The sequence below is a fragment of the Methylobacillus arboreus genome, assembly GCF_020532725.1.
Classification (GTDB): Bacteria; Pseudomonadota; Gammaproteobacteria; order Burkholderiales; family Methylophilaceae; genus Methylobacillus; species Methylobacillus arboreus.
The window spans coordinates 48,908-64,484 of record NZ_JAJAVC010000006.1 but is presented as its reverse complement, the minus strand read 5'-3'; the positions used below and the strand labels follow the sequence as shown (position 1 = coordinate 64,484).

Annotated in this window: 13 protein-coding genes; 9 read left to right on the top strand and 4 right to left on the bottom strand. The window is 55.0% G+C overall.

Features of this window, described 5'->3' with window-relative positions; translation table 11 throughout:
* A complete protein-coding gene (locus tag LG198_RS06400) occupies window positions 1–2,406 on the bottom strand; it encodes an LPS-assembly protein LptD (protein ID WP_230342350.1) in 2,406 nt (801 codons plus the stop codon).
* Between the two features lie 159 nt (window positions 2,407–2,565).
* Between LG198_RS06400 and LG198_RS06395 the strand changes: the two genes are divergently transcribed.
* The 6 genes from LG198_RS06395 to LG198_RS06370 all read left to right on the top strand — a co-directional run bounded on the left by LG198_RS06395 (window position 2,566) and on the right by LG198_RS06370 (window position 8,947).
* On the top strand, window positions 2,566–3,561 hold the full coding sequence (locus LG198_RS06395) for an aminoglycoside phosphotransferase family protein (protein WP_230342349.1): 996 nt from the start codon (window positions 2,566–2,568) through the stop codon (window positions 3,559–3,561).
* Window positions 3,561–4,241 (top strand): N-acetylmuramate alpha-1-phosphate uridylyltransferase MurU, encoded by a 681-nt coding sequence (gene murU / locus LG198_RS06390; RefSeq protein WP_230342348.1) that lies wholly within the window; start codon window positions 3,561–3,563, stop codon window positions 4,239–4,241. Before LG198_RS06395 ends, murU begins: the two co-directional genes overlap by 1 nt.
* A 30-nt stretch (window positions 4,242–4,271) precedes the next feature.
* Window positions 4,272–5,579: an aminopeptidase P N-terminal domain-containing protein gene (locus LG198_RS06385; protein ID WP_230343012.1), complete on the top strand. Its 1,308-nt coding sequence runs from the start codon at window positions 4,272–4,274 to the stop codon at window positions 5,577–5,579.
* Complete coding sequence (locus tag LG198_RS06380) at window positions 5,576–6,754, top strand: FAD-dependent oxidoreductase (RefSeq protein ID WP_230342347.1); 1,179 nt, start codon at window positions 5,576–5,578, stop codon at window positions 6,752–6,754. Before LG198_RS06385 ends, LG198_RS06380 begins: the two co-directional genes overlap by 4 nt.
* Window positions 6,755–7,028: 274 nt before the next feature.
* Window positions 7,029–8,201, top strand: coding sequence for an FAD-dependent monooxygenase (locus LG198_RS06375; RefSeq protein WP_230342346.1), 1,173 nt, complete (start codon window positions 7,029–7,031; stop codon window positions 8,199–8,201).
* A 20-nt stretch (window positions 8,202–8,221) separates the two neighbouring features.
* Complete coding sequence (locus LG198_RS06370; RefSeq protein WP_230342345.1) at window positions 8,222–8,947, top strand: DsbC family protein; 726 nt, start codon at window positions 8,222–8,224, stop codon at window positions 8,945–8,947.
* A 45-nt stretch (window positions 8,948–8,992) separates the two neighbouring features.
* Here LG198_RS06370 and LG198_RS06365 read toward each other — a convergent pair whose 3' ends face one another.
* On the bottom strand, window positions 8,993–10,201 hold the full coding sequence (locus LG198_RS06365) for a type II secretion system F family protein (protein ID WP_230342344.1): 1,209 nt from the start codon (window positions 10,199–10,201) through the stop codon (window positions 8,993–8,995).
* A gap of 16 nt (window positions 10,202–10,217) precedes the next feature.
* Window positions 10,218–11,936: a type IV-A pilus assembly ATPase PilB gene (pilB, locus tag LG198_RS06360; RefSeq protein WP_230342343.1), complete on the bottom strand. Its 1,719-nt coding sequence runs from the start codon at window positions 11,934–11,936 to the stop codon at window positions 10,218–10,220.
* Window positions 11,937–12,238: 302 nt separating this feature from the next.
* Here pilB and LG198_RS06355 point away from each other — a divergent pair, with 302 nt between their 5' ends.
* The gene (locus LG198_RS06355) at window positions 12,239–12,442 is read left to right on the top strand and encodes a cold-shock protein (RefSeq protein WP_011480361.1); all 204 of its coding nucleotides are present in this window, start codon (window positions 12,239–12,241) and stop codon (window positions 12,440–12,442) included.
* 92 nt (window positions 12,443–12,534) lie between these two features.
* On the opposite strand, the gene icd is transcribed toward LG198_RS06355, so the two are convergent.
* Window positions 12,535–13,773: an NADP-dependent isocitrate dehydrogenase gene (icd, locus tag LG198_RS06350; protein ID WP_230342342.1), complete on the bottom strand. Its 1,239-nt coding sequence runs from the start codon at window positions 13,771–13,773 to the stop codon at window positions 12,535–12,537.
* 59 nt (window positions 13,774–13,832) lie between these two features.
* Between icd and LG198_RS06345 the strand changes: the two genes are divergently transcribed.
* Window positions 13,833–14,372 (top strand): rRNA large subunit pseudouridine synthase E, encoded by a 540-nt coding sequence (locus LG198_RS06345; RefSeq protein ID WP_230342341.1) that lies wholly within the window; start codon window positions 13,833–13,835, stop codon window positions 14,370–14,372.
* Between the two features lie 59 nt (window positions 14,373–14,431).
* Window positions 14,432–15,517: a chorismate synthase gene (gene aroC / locus LG198_RS06340; RefSeq protein WP_230343011.1), complete on the top strand. Its 1,086-nt coding sequence runs from the start codon at window positions 14,432–14,434 to the stop codon at window positions 15,515–15,517.
* The last annotated feature ends 60 nt before the right edge of the window (window positions 15,518–15,577 follow it).

The window sequence follows — 15,577 nt, the reverse complement described above, 5'->3', positions numbered from 1 at the left end:
TTACTGGTAGGAATCCGGGATCAGGCTTGAGCTAGTATAGCCGGGAATGGCACGGTTAAGAAGTTTAAGCGGGTTTTGGCCGATGGATGCCAGGCCCCCCAGCTCCAGCTGGAAATAGAGCGCATAGTTGGCATCCGCGGTAGCGGTGGAAACGCGCTGCATCACTGCCCTGGCTTGCCAGCAGTCAGCATCGTATTCAACGCCTGCAATGCCCTCAATCGGCTGGTTTTCACGCAGGGAGTAATTCCAGCGGCCCAGGCCATACCAACCCTTGGCCAGTGGCCACTGGCCCGAGATGTTGATCTGCTCAAGGCGATCCTCAGTGTAGCGGTAGCCGATATTGAGGGTCTTGCCGGGTTCGGGATTGTAGCGGGCGCTGATGTTGTTACGCACATAAACGCTGCGGTCAGTGTTGTATTGGCCGAATATGTCGATATTCCAGTTGTTCAGCAGGCGGGCGGTAATTTCGCCAATAATGTCCGAGGTGTCACCCGAGCGTGGGTTGACGCCGGGCAGGTATACCTTTTCATCGGCGAAGTAATAGCGCTGGCCTACCGTCACAGCCAGGCGTTGCTCGCCGGTTTTCTTGCTGATCATGCGGCTGGTGAACGCCAGGGTCAACTGGTTGGCATTGTTGATACGGTCGTTACCTGTGAACTGGTTCTCCAGGAACAGCGAACCCATGTTCAAGTCCGAAATACTGGAATCGTAGACCGGGATCAGCGACTGGTCGCGATATGGCACGTAGACGTAGTACAGGCGCGGTTCCAGGGTCTGCGTATAACGGTTCTTGACGATGCGCACGTCGCGGTCGAAATAGAGGCCGCTATCTATGCTGAAGATCGGCAGGGTGCGGCTTTGTGATTGATATTCACCTACGGAGGTGTTGCCATCACGGTCAGTCAGCGTGAAATCGCCATTATCGACCTGATACTGTGTGTAGTGCAGCCCTAGCTTGGGGGTGATGTAGCCATAAGGACGTGCCATTGGCAGGCTGATACTTGGATAGGCGACCAGACGTTTGCCAGTGACCAGCGTGTCCAGGGTGCCGCCGCTCAAAGTCGCCTGGGTGCTGATAGCATCATTGTTGCGGTCAAAATTGGCCCATTGCGTGAACAGCTTGACATCGAATGGCCCCCATTCATTGTCGCCGGTCAAGGTAAGTTGCGGCAGGCGCTGCAAAGGATAGTTAATGCCATCCAATGTCTGGTATTTCTGCACCAGGGCATTGAATGTCCAGTTTTCGTCGGCATAGTTGACATAAGCCTGTTGCGGCAGGTTCACCCGGCTGGTGGTCACGATACGGGTGGACATTTCAGAGAAATACCGGTCATCCGATACTTTTTCCAGGTTGTAGGCCGCCGTCCAGCCATTGTGGAAGTCCTGCAGGTGGGCAAACCTGGCATAGTAGCGGTTTTCGCCGGTGCTGCTGTCGCTGGGCAAGTACTCAAGGTTTGCCGTGCCTTGGTAGTCCTCGTTCAAATAGCGGAATTCGCCCTGGTATTGCATGCCGCGTTTACTGAGGAAGCGGGTGCCGATGGTGGCATCCATGTCAGGGGCGATATTCCAGTAAAACGGTACCAGGAATTCAAAGCCGCTGCGGCTGGTGGTGCCCCATGTAGGCGCCAGGAAGCCGGATTTGCGCTGGTTGAGGAATGAGAAATTGACCCATGGCGTCCAAAGGATTGGTACACCCTGAAACTCCACCCTGGCATTACGCGCTGTGCCGGTTTTTGTGTAGTCATCAAGCTCAAGTTCCTTGGCCCGGATGTACCAGTCATCCACGCCCACTTCACAGGTGGTATAGCGCGCATCCTTGAGTCGTTTGCGATCCGGGCCTTCAAAAACCACGCCGGAAGCATCGCCACGGGATACACCCTGCCTGCGGCTCAGGCCGGGTGCATAGCCACTGTCTTCGATATTCTGTCGGGTGAGCGGTGTGCTTTCGGCGTTATAAACGAGATTATCGTTATCCTGGCGGTTGGCGCCACTCGTGCCGAATTGCGGCATATTTGCAAATTGCGAGTCCAGCTCGAAGGCCGGGTTTTTCATTTCCCCTATGCTTTCGGCTGGGTTCAGGCGTAATTCAGGGCCGGTGATGCGTCCGCCCTTGGTTTCCAGCCGCACATTGCCGATGACGTGTAATTCCTCGTTTTGCACGTCATATTCTATGGTGTCGCCATGTACTTCTTGCTCGCCTGTGACTAGCGATGCATTGCCGATGGATTTTAGCTTGCGATCCAGGTAAACCTGTACCTTGTCGCCTTCAATAATAATGGCGTCAGGGTCTGGCAGGTTTTCGGGTGATGTGTTGCTGGCATCTGTATCCGGGGCTTCTTCGGCATAGGCGTGGCCCAGTCCCAGGCAAACAAGCGCAACAAGAAAGGTGATCGGGCGAATTTTCACAATGACTCAGTGGTGACGACTTAAGTAGGCGCGTGTTTGTTTTATGGATGATAAAATCGCATAATTTGCTATTTTAAGCAATCCATAAATCGCGGGCGGCATTGCTTTGTGGCTGAATTAAAAGGAAGTTTAATTTTTTATTGTTAGGATTTATCGCTCGTGTCGCGTCTTGACCAATTAAATGACTGGCTCGGCCAGGTACTGCAGGGGAAATCCCATTCCCTGACGGTTGCTTCTGCTGACGCCAGTTTCCGGCGTTATTTCCGTGTCCATCTTGAAGATGGCGCGACCCTGATCGCGATGGATGCGCCACCGCCACAGGAAGACTGCAGGCCGTTCGTCACGGTGGCGGACCTGTTGCACGGCGCCGGTCTCAATGCTCCAAAGGTGTTGGCATCTGATCTTGAGCGTGGATTCCTGCTGTTGACTGACCTTGGGTCGCAGACTTTCCTTGATGTACTCAATGAGCAGAATGCCGATGCGCTGTTCCGCGATGCTATCGATGCTTTGTTGCAGTGGCAGCTCGCAAGTAGACCCGGTGTGCTGCCGGACTATGATGAGGGCTTGTTGCGACGTGAGTTGGCGCTTTTCCCCGAGTGGTATGTAGGGCACCATCTCAATGTGGAACTGGACGACGCCCAGCGCGGAGCGCTGGAATCAGTATTCGGCGCCATCGTGCGCAACAACCTGGCGCAGCCATCTGTCTATGTACACCGCGACTATATGCCGCGCAACCTTATGGTGAGTACGCCGTCGCCAGGCATCCTGGATTTCCAGGATGCCGTCTATGGTCCCATCAGCTATGATGTAGTTTCCCTCTTCAAGGATGCCTTTATTAGCTGGGAAGAGGAACGTGTTCTGGATGGTGCGATCAGGTATTGGGAAAAAGCCCGGCGAGCCGGTTTGCCGGTCAGGCCTGATTTTGGCGAGTTCTACCGCGACTTTGAATGGATGGGCTTGCAACGCCATCTCAAGGTGCTTGGCATCTTTGCACGCATCAATTACCGCGATGGAAAGCCCAAGTACCTGGCTGATACGCCTCGGTTTATCAACTATGTGCGCAGCGTGTGCGTGCGCTATCGTGAATTGAAGCCTTTGCGGCGCCTGCTGGATGAGCTTGAGGACGTCAAGCCACAAGAGGGGCTGACGTTCTGATGAAGGCCATGATCCTTGCCGCCGGACGTGGTGAACGCATGCGGCCGCTCACTGACACTACGCCCAAGCCCTTGTTGCAGGTCGGGGGTAAGTCACTGATCGTTTGGCACCTGGAGCGGCTGGCAGCGGCGGGTTTCAAGGACATCGTGATCAACCATGCCCATTTGGGCCAGCAATTAGAAGATGCGCTCGGGAACGGAGGCCAGTGGGGCCTGTCCATCCACTACTCGTCAGAGCAGGAAGCGCTGGAAACAGCGGGCGGTATTGCCAATGCCTTGCCATTGCTTGGTGATGAACCGTTTCTGGTTATCAATGGCGATGTGTTTTGCGATATAGACTTCAGCCTCCTGCGCCATTCCCTGCAACCCGATCAACTGGCTTATCTGGTGCTGGTGGATAATCCGCCACAACATGCGAATGGCGACTTTGCGCTGGATGACGGCCAATTGCTTTTGGATGGCAGGCAGCGGCTCACATTCTCCGGGGTTGCGGTTTATACGCCTGCCTTGTTCCGGGGGGTGGTGCGCGGTGAGGTGGCCAAGTTGGCACCGTTGCTGAAAGAGGCCATCATGCGCGGGCAGGCAGCGGCCTGTCATCATCAGGGTGTCTGGCATGACATCGGTACGCCGGAGCGCCTGCAAAGCCTGAATCAGCAATTGCAGTCTGGCATACAGCGATAACAACGATGCAGAAAAGAACGGAGCGCACCTATAGTGCAAGTTGAAGAATTCAAGGCGCGCAGGCAGGCGCTGATGCAGAAAATGGGCCATGGCGTGGCCCTGATTCCCACCGCGGCCGAGGCCGTGCGTAATCGTGATAGCCATTATCCGTACCGATTTGACAGTTATTTCTACTATCTGACCGGCTTTGACGAGCCGGAGGCTGTTGTGTTGCTGGTGGCGGGTGAAGCGCCTAAAACCATTTTGTTCTGCCGCGACAAGGATATCGAGCGTGAAATATGGGATGGTTTCCGCCACGGCCCGGAAGGCGCGCGCGACACTTTCGGCTTTGACGAGGCATACAGCATTACCGAACTTGACCAGCGTATAGGCGAGTATCTGGCCAACCAGCTGCAACTGTTCTTCAGCCTGGGGGCTGATTCAGATTGGGACCAGCGCCTGGGCGGATGGCTCAAGCAGTTGGCCAGCCAAGCGCGTAGCGGCGTGGCCACGCCTGCGGCGATTGTCGATGTGCGGCGCCTGCTGGATGAAATGCGCTTGGTAAAGACTCCCTATGAACTGGAGATCATGCGCAAGGCCGCAGAAATTACTGTGGATGCCCATAAGCGTGCGATGCGGACGACCAGGCCGGGTCTGATGGAGTATGAAGTCGAGGCGGAGATTCTGCATGAGTTCTGCCGTCGCGGCAGCCGTGCGCCTGCCTATACCTCGATCGTTGCTGGCGGTGGTAATGCCTGCGTGCTGCACTACATTACCAATCAGGATCTGCTCAATGATGGTGATTTGCTGCTGATAGACGCAGGGTGCGAACTTGAAGGCTATGCTGCCGACATTACCCGCACTTTCCCTGTGAGCGGTAAATTCAGCCCGGTGCAGAAAGATGTCTACGAACTGGTGCTGGCCATGCAGCAAGCGGCGATTGCGCAGGTCAGGCCTGGCCAGCACTGGAATTCGCCGCATGAGGCCGCATTGAACGTGTTGGCGCAGGGGCTGATTGATTTTGGCCTGTGCCAGGGTTCACTGGATGGCGTGCTGGAGTCCGGTGATTACCGCCGCTTCTACATGCACCGCACCGGCCACTGGCTGGGGCTGGACGTGCATGATGCAGGTGAATACAAGCAGGCTGACGGCGCATGGCGCCTGTTGGAGCCTGGCATGGTGCTGACAGTCGAGCCCGGTTGCTATATCCGTCCCGCGGAGAATGTGCCCGAGCATTTCTGGAATATTGGCATCCGCATTGAGGACAATGCGGTGGTGAGTGCCGATGGTTGTGAAATCATAACAGCGGCCGCACCCAAGACCGTACAGGAAATCGAGGACTGGATGAGGCAGGCATGAGCACAACGACCAAGCATGACATCTTGATCGTAGGCGGTGGGCCGGTAGGTACGACCCTGGCCTTGGCACTGCAGCACAAGGGCATCAGTGCCACTTTGCTGGAGGCGCGTGAACAGGGCGCATCCCACCATGATCAGCGTGCATTGGCGCTCTCCTACGGCAGCATTCTGATTCTGGAGCGCCTGGGGCTATGGCGTGAGCTTGAACCCAAGGCCACCGCGATCAAGACCATCCATGTCTCACAGCGTGGCAGTCTGGGTCGCAGCCTGCTCAAGGCAGAAGAGCATGGCCAGCCTGCGCTGGGCTATGTGCTTTCATATGGGGATCTTTCTGCCGCACTGGATGGGGCGATTCAGCAGTTTCCGGGTATTCAGGTCAGCTATGGGTCCGAAGCGCTCTCCATCAGGCCAAGCAATGAAATAGCGCAGGTTGAATACCAGTATCAAGCGCACACTTATTCCGGCCAAAGCTGCATGGTGGTGCTGGCCGATGGCGGGCGCAGCCTGGCCGATATTCCTGGTTTGCAACGCGAGACCAAGCATTATGGGCATGATGCGCTTGTGAGCAAGGTGGAGTGCGAGCTGCCCCATGACAATATTGCCTATGAGCGCTTTACTCCGGCCGGGCCGGTGGCTTTGCTGCCGAATGGCGCGCGGGATTTCTCTCTGGTCTGGACCGGCAAGGCGGAAGACGTGCAAGCCTTGCTTGCACTGGATGACGCAGCATTTCTTGCCGCATTACATACGCATTTTGGCGACCGGCTGGGACGCTTCCTCAAGGTGGGCAAGCGCCTGAGCTTTCCTCTCAAGCTGTCTTATCTCAAGCCTGTGACGGCACCGCACCTTGCAGTGATCGGCAATGCTGCGCAAACCATGCATCCGGTAGCAGGCCAGGGGTTCAACGTCGGTATGCGCGATGCCTGGGAGTTGGCGCAATTGCTGGCTTCCACGCCAAGTGAAGCCTGGGGTGACGATAAGATGCTCAAGGCCTACCAGGCAAGCCGCAAGGCCGATACCCGTGGCGGGCTGCTGTTCACTGATTTTCTCGTCAATGTGTTCTCTAATGATATTGTCGGTTTGCGCAAGATTCGTGCCCTGGGGCTGGGGCTGCTGGATATTGCGCCGTTTGCCAAGCAACACCTGGTGGGCAAGATGAGTTTTGGACCTAAGGGCTAGGGTAGGGTATGTTCCCATTTTTTTCGAGTCCGCGCCGGAGCCGGTTTTGTGCGGGGCAAGGCATAAGGAGAGAAGTTTGGTTATTCCAAATGAACGACGAGTAACGCAGCACCGCGCAAAACCGGCCCGGCCCTTCGGGTTGCTGCGGCAAATGGCGCTATGCTGCGTTGCGGTCCTTGGCAAGGGAATCACCATTACCTGCGTCCCGCGTCTTGCCTGGCACCGTTTGCCACAGCAACGCGGGCACGAACAAAATGGGAACATACCCTAGGCCATGGCAAATTTGAAACATGAATTTGACATCATTGTGCTGGGTGCAGGCTTGGTGGGAGTCGCCGCGGCGATTGCGCTCAGGCTACAAGGCTATCGTGTCGCATTGCTTGAGCATGGAAAAATAGGCGTGGTGCTGGATTCCGGTTGGGATAGCCGTATCTATGCCATCAGTCCTGGCAATGCTGCATGGCTGGAGAAACTGGGTATCTGGGATGAACTGGATGCCAGCCGTATCTGTGCGGTCGAAGGTATGCGGATCTGGGGTGACCAGGGCGCTGTGCTGGAACTTGATGCTTATGCGGCGAACCTTGCCAGCCTGAGCCTGATTGTCGAGGGCAACCGTTTGCAACACGCTTTGCTGGCTAGGCTTGAGACCCTGGATATATCGGTGGTTGGTGAGTTGACCATTGAGCAAGTGGTCAAGTATGCGGATGGATATGCATTGCAGACTGCAGATGGCGAGTATTATTCCGCATCCTTGCTGGTCGGTGCAGATGGTGCGTCTTCCTGGCTGCGGACGCAGACGGATATTACGGTAAAGCGCCATGATTACGCCCAGATGGGAGTGGTCGCTAACTTTGCTTGTGAGCATTCGCACTTGTCTCAGGCTTGCCAATGGTTTCATGGCGATGATGTGCTGGCCTGGCTGCCATTGCCACAGCAGCATATTTCCATGGTCTGGTCAGTGGATAATGCCAGGGCACAGGCATTATTGGCGCTTGATGCAGAGACGCTTGCGCAACAGGTGGCGGCTGCCGGGCAGAGTCGCCTGGGACGTTTGAAATTGGTGACGCCGGCCCAGGCATTCCCGTTGGCGATGCAGGTGCCGGATAGCTTGATTCAACCAGGCTTGGCGCTGGTTGGGGATGCCGCCCACCAGGTGCATCCGTTGGCCGGGCAGGGCGTGAACCTGGGTTTTCGCGATGTGCAGGCGCTGGTGGAGGCTATTGGCGAGCCGCAATCCAGGCGCAAGCCGGGAGAGTTGCTTGTGTTGCGCCGTTATGAGCGTGCCCGCAAAGCGGATATGATGTCCATGTGTTTGTTGACACATGGACTCAGCAGTTTGTATGCGCATCCTGCACCTTGGTCCAGGATGTTGCGCAATCAAGGCATGCAGCAGTTGAACCGCATGTCGGCGTTGAAGAAAAAATTGATACAGCAAGCCATTATTTGAATCTGGAAAGAAGCATACTTATGTCTAAGAAGTGGATTGCAATATTCGCGGCCTCCCTGCTGGTGGCAAACGCCTGGGCTGATGAGGTTGCGGTGAAGAAAGCGATTGAAGCGACCTATCCCAAGGTCAAGATCGATAGCGTCGTCAAGACCCCTTATGCCGGATTGTACGAGGTGTTCCTGGATGGGCAGATTATTTATACCGATGAAAAGTTCAGCTTCCTGATCGCTGAAGGTCGGTTAGTGGAGCCCAAGACCAAGCGCGACATTACTGGTGAGCGCATGGATGAACTGACCAAGGTAGATTTTGCGTCATTGCCCCTGGATCAGGCCATCAAGGTGGTCAAGGGAAACGGCAGCCGCAAGCTCGTGGTGTTTTCCGATCCGGATTGCCCTTATTGCAAGCGCCTGGAGCAAAAGGAGCTGGCCAATATCAATGATGTGACCATTTATACCTTCCTGTTCCCGCTGGAGCAGTTGCATCCTGATGCCGCCAACAAGTCTCGCGCGATTTGGTGTGCGCCCGACCGTGCCAAGGCATGGAATGACTGGATATTCAATGGCCAGTTGCCCAAGGCACAGGGAACTTGTGATACACCAATTGAGAAACTGGCTGAACTGGGCCGCAAGCTGAATGTCACCAGTACGCCTACTTTGATCTTTGCCGATGGCAAACGTATGCTGGGTGCTTATCCGGCCAAGGATATTGAGAAGGCAATGACGACTGCTGGCACTACCAAGAAGTAAGCAGTGATTGTTAGGTAGGGGACGTTCCGTCCCCTACTAAGTTTTCTATACCACTTGTCCCATCTTGAATATTGGCAGGTACATGGCAATGACCAGGCCGCCGATCAGGACGCCAAGCACGACCATGATGATAGGTTCCATCAGGCTGGAAAGGCCTTCTACCGCATCATCCACTTCAGCCTCGTAAAAATCCGCAACCTTGCTGAGCATGGAGTCCAACGCACCGGATTCCTCTCCAATCGCGACCATCTGCAACACCATGTTGGGGAATACCTCTGTGTTCTGCATCGCCACGGTCAGGCTGGCGCCTGTGCTGATCTCGCTTTGCACCTTCTTGGTGGCATCGTAATAAACGCGGTTGCCGGAAGCGCCGGCAACGGAATCCAAGGCTTCGACCAGAGGCACACCGGCAGCAAACATGGTGGACAATGTGCGTGAGAAACGTGCAATCGTTGCCTTGCGGATGACTTCGCCGAAGATGGGCAGCTTGAGCAAAAGCCTGTCCATGGTGGACTGCATTTTTTCCGAGCGCTTCCAGGTATAGAAAAAGAACCAGAGGCCGCCGCCGATGGAGCCGAAGATTGCCCACCAGTATTCGACAAAAAAGTCGGAAATCGCCATCACCATGACGGTTGGTGCAGGCAGGTCTGCGCCAAAACTGCTGAACAGCTCCTTGAAGGCCGGAATCACGAAGATCATGATGACGGCAGTGATGACAAAGGCTACCACGATGATGGAAATCGGATAGAACAAGGCCGACTTGATCTTGCCCTTGATGGCGAGAATCTTTTCCTTGTAGCTGGCGAGCCGGTCCAGCAGGGAGTCGAGGATACCTGCCTGTTCGCCTGCACCCACGAGGTTGCAGAACAGGTTGTCGAAATACAGCGGATATTTTCGGAAGGCCTGGCTCAGGCTGCTGCCGGTTTCCACATCGGCCTTAATGTCGCCGAGTAGCTTGCTGACGGCGGCATTGCTATGGCCCTTGCCGACAATATCGAATGCCTGCAACAGTGGCACGCCGGCCTTCATCATGGTGGCAAGCTGGCGGGTGAACAGGGTGACGTCCTTGTCAGAGATTTTGCCGCCGCTCTTGAAGCGTTGCTTGCTGACCTTGACGACATTGATGCCCTGGCGGCGCAGGGTGGCCTTGACGAATGCCTCCCCACTGGCTTTCATCTCCCCTTTGACGCGCTTGCCTTTTTTGTCCGTACCCTCCCAGGCGTACGTGACTTCCTTGGTTTCCTTGGCAGCCATGATTCCCTATTTCGTTCTATTCGTTGGTGACAGCTTCGATTTCTTCCAGCGAAGTCAGGCCTTGTCTGACCTTGAGCAGGCCGGATTGCCGTAAATCCCTGACACCTTCCTTGCGTGCCTGGTCTGCAATATCGTGCGAAGTGCCATTTTTCATGATGATGCGGCTCATCTCATCGGATACCGGCATGACCTGATAAATCCCCACACGTCCCTTGTAGCCCAGGTTGCAATATTCACAGCCTTCTGTATTGGCGGCATACGGTTGCCAACTGCCGTCCAGTTCCTCCGCGGTGTAGCCAACACTCAGCAGGGCTTCACGCGGAATATCGGCGGGCACCTTGCAATGTGGACAGAGTTTGCGCGCCAGACGTTGTGCTGTTATTAACGACACGGCCGAGGCAATATTGAATGGTGCCACGCCCATATTGACGAGACGGGTCAATGTCGAGGGCGCATCATTGGTGTGCAAGGTGGAGAGGACCATATGTCCGGTGGATGCCGCCTTGATCGCCATATCCGCGGTTTCCAGGTCGCGGATTTCGCCGATCATGATAATGTCGGGATCCTGGCGCAGGAAAGATTTGAGGGCTGCTGCAAATGTCAGGCCCTGCTTGTCATTGACGTTGACCTGGTTGATACCGGCCAGCGGAATTTCAGCCGGGTCTTCGGCGGTGGATATATTGACGCCGGGTTCGTTGAGAATATTGAGGCAGGTGTAGAGCGAAACTGTTTTACCGGAGCCTGTCGGCCCGGTGACCAGCACCAGGCCATAAGGCCGGGTGACCGCATTGAGCAGGGCCTCTTTCTGTTCCGGCTCGTATCCCAATGCGTCAATGCCAAGTTTGGCACTGCTCGGGTCCAGGATACGCATCACGATTTTTTCGCCATTGATCAATGGCAGGGTGCTGACGCGGAAATCAATACTGCGGGTCTTGGAAAGCACCAGTTTCATGCGCCCGTCCTGCGGTACACGCTTTTCCGAGATGTCGAGGTTGGAAATCACCTTGATACGCGAAGCCAATTTTTCCTTGATCGCAAGCGGAGGCTGGGCGATCTCGCGCAGGATGCCGTCAACCCGGTAGCGGATGCGGTAGAACTTCTCATAAGGTTCAAAGTGCAGGTCAGATGCGCCCATATTGATGGCATCAAGCAGGATTTTATGGATATATTTGACAACGGGCGCATCCTCGATTTCTATCGATTGTTCCGGCTCGTTGTCCTTCTCATCGTTTTCTGCCTCCAGCCCAAAGTCGTCTTCGCTGACGAGGGACTGCATGGTAGTGTCGCTGGCTTCCACCAGTTTGTCTATCCATTTGCCCAGCTTGTCGTCTTCGACAATGACAGGGACCAGCGTCTTGCCGGTCTGGAACTGGACTTCATCAAGCGCATGCAGATTGGTCGGGTCCGATAGCGCGACGAACATATTGTTGCCGCGGTTATACAGCGTGATGGCGCGGTAGCTCTGCATGAGCTGCGGGCTGATGCCCTTGCTGGGCAGAAAGTCCCGGTTTACAGCTTCGAGGTCAAGCAGGGGAAAGCCAAAAGCTTGGGAGGATGCCTGGGCAATTTGCAGCGCAGTCAGCCTGCGTGTTTGCAGAAGCTGGTTGATAAATGAGGTTTGCTTGCTATTGGCCGTGGATTGAATGGTGGCAGCCTCATCCTCGCTCAACAGTTTTTGATGGATTAATACGCGAGCAAGTCCGCCCATCTTGTTAGGTGAAGTGACAGCAGCCATTGATCCTCAAGCCAACTCTTTCCTGATTAAAGCGATAGTCGCAGTGATAATGCATGCTGGCATTTTATTTGTAAAGCATTGAGGATATTTGCGCTGTCTGTCCCGATAGGGCGCTGCGGAGAAGAGAAAAATAACAATTATCATCTAAAAGCGCTTGACTTATTCAAATAACCCACGTAAAAACGCATACAGGCGTTTGGAATTCGAGTGCAATTGTAGCCGGCAACTACCGACTTTAATTCTTGAAGTACAAACTTTTGGGGTCGCCTCCCCTTCAAATGTTTTAAGCAAGGAAGTATGAAATGGCAACAGGTACCGTAAAGTGGTTCAATGATTCCAAAGGTTTTGGTTTCATTACCCCGGACGATGGTGGCGACGATTTGTTCGCACACTTCTCCGCAATTGTAGAAGCTGGCTACAAAAGTCTGAAGGAAGGTCAACGCGTATCATTCGATGTTACCGAAGGCCCCAAGGGCAAGCAAGCTTCTAATATCCAGAAAGCTTAGCTTGACTCGCTGATGACTACATAGTCTTCAACATAAAAAGGCCGGAGAAATCCGGCCTTTTTTATTTGTGCTTGCGATCGAGCTCAAGCACATTACATATGCTTGACGATTTCTGCTCCAAACTCTGCACTGCCCACTTGCGTGGCGCCTTCCATTTGCGATGAGAAGTCATGGGTCACGCGTTTTGCCTGAATTGCCTTGGCTACGCCTTTAAGCACCAGGTCCGCGGCTTCTGTCCATCCCAGGTGACGCAACATCATTTCCGCTGACAGAATCAACGAGCTAGGATTGGCAATATCCTTGCCGGCAATTTTTGGTGCAGTGCCGTGAGTGGCTTCAAACATGGCAACGGTATCCGAGATATTGGCGCCAGGGGCGATGCCGATACCGCCAACCTGGGCTGCAAGCGCGTCAGAAATATAATCGCCATTGAGGTTGAGGGTAGCCACTACATCATAATCTGCTGGATGCAGCAGGATTTCCTGCAGGAATGCATCGGCGATACAGTCCTTGATGATAAGGCCGTTGGGCAGTTTGCACCACGGCCCGCCATCGATCTCGACCGCGCCGAATTCTTCCTTGGCAACTTCATAGCCCCAGTTCTTGAAACCACCTTCGGTGAATTTCATGATGTTGCCCTTGTGGGCAATCGTCACGGACTTGCGGTTGTTGTCGATCGCGTACTGGATTGCCTTGCGCACCAGGCGTTTGCTGCCGTCAATAGAAACCGGCTTGATGCCGATTGCGGAAGCTTCGGGAAAGCGGATTTTCTTGCGCACGCCCATGTCGCTGAGGAAATCCACTACTTTCTTCACTTCATCGGTGCCAGCCGCCCATTCGATACCGGCATAGATGTCTTCGGTATTCTCGCGGAAAATGACCATATCGGTTTTTTCAGGGTGCTTGACCGGGCTGGGAACTCCCTGGAAATATTGGATAGGGCGCAGGCAGACATAAAGATCAAGCTCCTGGCGCAGGGTGACGTTGAGTGAGCGGATACCGCCGCCAACAGGGGTAGTCAGTGGGCCCTTGATCGAGATGACGTAATCCTTGACTGCTTTCAATGTTTCATCAGGCAGCCAGGTATTGTCACCGTAGGTCTTGACGGCTTTTTCGCCTGCATAAACTTCCATCCATGAAATGGCGCGCTGACCGCTATACGCCTTGGCGACAGCACTATCCACCACATGGCGCATGGGCGGGGTGATGTCCACGCCAATGCCGTCTCCCTCGATAAATGGGATAATCGGCTGATCGGGGACATTGAGCGTGTTGTCGGCGTTGACGGTGATTTTCGCGCCGTTGGCTGGTACTTTAATTTTTGTAGACATTCAGAACTATCCTATTCAAACGCTAGAGAAAACAGGCGTAATCGTTGCAAGAGACCAAGATGCTGATTCTATTCAATAAGCCTTATGGTGTAATTTGCCAGTTCAGTCCGCATGAAAAGCACAAGACATTGAAGGATTATGTTGCCGTGCCTGGGGTTTATGCCGCCGGGCGGCTTGATACTGACAGTGAAGGTCTGCTTATTTTAACCGATGATGGCAGGCTGCAACACCGCATATCGCATCCAAAACATAAAGAATTCAAAACCTATTGGGTGCAGGTGGAGGGCGATCCTACGGAGGAAATGCTGGAACCCTTGCGCCATGGTGTGGATTTGGGCGATTTTGTCACCAAGCCTGCCCGTGTGCGACGGATTGATGAGCCTGTCGGGCTATGGCCACGCAATCCGCCCATTCGTGAGCGCAAGGCCATCCCGACTACCTGGCTGGAAGTGATCATCAGCGAGGGCAAGAACCGTCAGGTACGCAGGATGACGGCCAAGGTGGGTTTTCCTACCCTGCGCCTGATTCGCTATGCCGTGGGACAGCACACGATTGAAGGCATCGCGCCGGGCGAGTGGAAGCGCCTCCCAGCTAGCTAAATCATGTGTCGGGATATGTTAAACTCCCGACCTTGTCCATCTATACCGCGAAGATATCCATGTCCGGCAATACCATAGGCACCTTGTTCACCCTTACCTCATTTGGAGAGTCGCACGGCCCTGCGATAGGCGGCGTGATCGATGGCTGTCCGCCTGGGCTGGAGCTTTCGGTCGAAGATATCCAGCAAGAGCTGGACCGGCGCAAGCCTGGCACCTCGCGGCATGTGACCCAGCGCAAGGAACCAGATACCGTGGAGATACTCTCCGGCGTGTTCGAGGGCAAGACCACGGGCACGCCAATCGGCCTGCTGATCCGCAACCAAGACCAGCGTAGCCAGGATTACGGCAAGATTGCTGAGACTTTCCGCCCTGGACATGCCGATTACACCTATTGGCAGAAGTATGGCATTCGCGACTATCGTGGCGGTGGCCGCTCAAGTGCGCGTGAAACAGCGGTCCGTGTGGCCGCTGGCGCGATTGCCAGGAAATGGCTCAAGCAGCGTTATGGTGTCACTATCCGCGGCTATATGAGCCAGCTGGGGGAAATCCGGATCCCATTCAGCTCCTGGGATCATGTTAGCCAGAATGCTTTCTTTGCCCCTGACGAGCGCATTGTTCCTGAGTTGGAGGCTTATCTCGATAAAATCCGCAACGAACGGGATTCGGTCGGCGCCAGGATCACTGTGGTGGCGGAAGGTGTGCCGGTAGGCTGGGGCGAGCCGGTCTACGACCGGCTGGATGCCGATATCGCCCATGCCATGATGGGTATCAACGCGGCCAAGGGTGTGGAAATCGGAGATGGTTTCGCCAGTGTGGCGCAGCGTGGTTCTGTGCACGGCGATGAGTTGACGCCACAGGGTTTTGCCAGCAACCATGCCGGCGGCATACTCGGTGGCATTTCCAGCGGGCAGGACATTGTCGCGCATGTGGCGTTCAAGCCGACTTCCAGCATTCCGCAATTGCGCCACTCCATCGACAAGCAGGGCGCGGCGCTGGAAATGCAGACCACAGGCCGTCATGACCCATGCGTTGGCGTGCGTGCGACACCGATCGTGGAGGCCATGATGGCGCTGGTACTGATGGACCATGCCTTGCGCCATCGTGCCCAGAACGCTGACGTCTCGGTGGATACCGTCAAGCTCTGAAGAGCCTTCACCATCATGCAGGCGGGCAAGTGTATCCACGATGATCAAGCTGCCCATTTG

Bases quoted from the DNA above. Each gene is read 5' to 3' on its own strand.
- murU (WP_230342348.1), top strand. From the start codon at position 3,561: ATGAAGGCCATGATCCTTGCCGCCGGACGTGGTGAACGCATGCGGCCG.
- LG198_RS06370 (WP_230342345.1), top strand. From the start codon at position 8,222: ATGTCTAAGAAGTGGATTGCAATATTCGCGGCCTCCCTGCTGGTGGCA.
- LG198_RS06355 (WP_011480361.1), top strand. From the start codon at position 12,239: ATGGCAACAGGTACCGTAAAGTGGTTCAATGATTCCAAAGGTTTTGGT.
- icd (WP_230342342.1), bottom strand. From the start codon at position 13,773: ATGTCTACAAAAATTAAAGTACCAGCCAACGGCGCGAAAATCACCGTC.
- LG198_RS06365 (WP_230342344.1), bottom strand. From the start codon at position 10,201: ATGGCTGCCAAGGAAACCAAGGAAGTCACGTACGCCTGGGAGGGTACG.
- LG198_RS06380 (WP_230342347.1), top strand. From the start codon at position 5,576: ATGAGCACAACGACCAAGCATGACATCTTGATCGTAGGCGGTGGGCCG.
- aroC (WP_230343011.1), top strand. From the start codon at position 14,432: ATGTCCGGCAATACCATAGGCACCTTGTTCACCCTTACCTCATTTGGA.
- LG198_RS06375 (WP_230342346.1), top strand. From the start codon at position 7,029: ATGGCAAATTTGAAACATGAATTTGACATCATTGTGCTGGGTGCAGGC.
- pilB (WP_230342343.1), bottom strand. From the start codon at position 11,936: ATGGCTGCTGTCACTTCACCTAACAAGATGGGCGGACTTGCTCGCGTA.
- LG198_RS06345 (WP_230342341.1), top strand. From the start codon at position 13,833: ATGCTGATTCTATTCAATAAGCCTTATGGTGTAATTTGCCAGTTCAGT.